The organism is Streptomyces humi (assembly GCF_001005085.2).
Taxonomy (GTDB): Bacteria; Actinomycetota; Actinomycetes; order Streptomycetales; family Streptomycetaceae; genus Streptomyces; species Streptomyces humi.
The window spans coordinates 1-1079 of sequence record NZ_LBMU02000173.1; the positions used below are offsets into that span (position 1 = coordinate 1).

Sequence of the window (1079 nt, forward strand, 5' to 3'; positions counted from 1 at the left end):
GATTGGGTAGCCAGTGCTTCTGAAAACCTTCGGCTGGTCGTTCGCGATCACCGCGCTCGGCCTGGTCGCCGCGGTCTTCTACGGGGGCTGGGAGGCCTTCGGCATCGTGGCGATCCTCGCCGTCCTCGAGATCTCCCTCTCGTTCGACAACGCGGTCGTCAACGCCGGGATCCTGAAGAAGATGAACGCCTTCTGGCAGAAGATCTTCCTCACGGTCGGTGTCCTCATCGCGGTCTTCGGCATGCGGCTGGTGTTCCCCGTCGTCATCGTCGCGGTCACCGCCAAGATGGGGCCCGTCGAGGCCGTCGACCTCGCGCTCAACAACAAGGACCGCTACCAGGAACTGGTCACCGACGCCCACCCGGCGATCGCCGCCTTCGGCGGGATGTTCCTGCTCATGATCTTCCTGGACTTCATCTTCGAGGACCGGGACATCCAGTGGCTGCGCTGGATCGAGCGCCCGCTGGCCAAGCTCGGCAAGGTCGACATGCTGGCGGTGTGCATCGCCCTGATCGTCCTGCTGATCACCTCCTTCACCTTCGCCACCCACGCCCACCAGCACGGCGGCGGTCACACCGACAAGGCGCAGACGGTCCTGATCGCCGGCATCGCGGGCCTGATCACGTACATGATCGTCGGCGGTCTCTCCGGCTTCTTCGAGGACCGCCTCGAAGCCGAGGAGGAGCGCGAGCACGAGGAGGAAGAGGAGGCCGAGCGCAGCGGCAGGAAGAAGTCGGCGGTACTGCTGGCCGGGCAGGCCGCGTTCTTCATGTTCCTCTACCTGGAGGTCCTGGACGCCTCCTTCTCCTTCGACGGCGTGATCGGCGCGTTCGCCATCACCAACGACATCGTGCTGATGGCCCTGGGCCTCGGTATCGGCGCGATGTACGTCCGTTCGCTCACCGTCTACCTGGTCCGCCAGGGCACCCTGGACGACTACGTCTACCTGGAGCACGGCGCCCACTACGCGATCGGCGCGCTGGCGGTCATCCTGATGGTCACCATCCGGTACGAGATCAACGAGGTCATCACCGGTCTCGTCGGCGTCGTCCTGATCGCCTGGTCGTTCTGGTCCTCGG

1 protein-coding gene is annotated in these 1079 nt (G+C 65.1%); it reads left to right on the plus strand.

What is annotated here, in order from left to right:
* Window positions 1–13: 13 nt before the first annotated feature.
* The coding region (locus AAW13_RS43675) for a DUF475 domain-containing protein (protein WP_071659888.1) at window positions 14–1079 on the plus strand (1066 nt) is incomplete at its 3' end.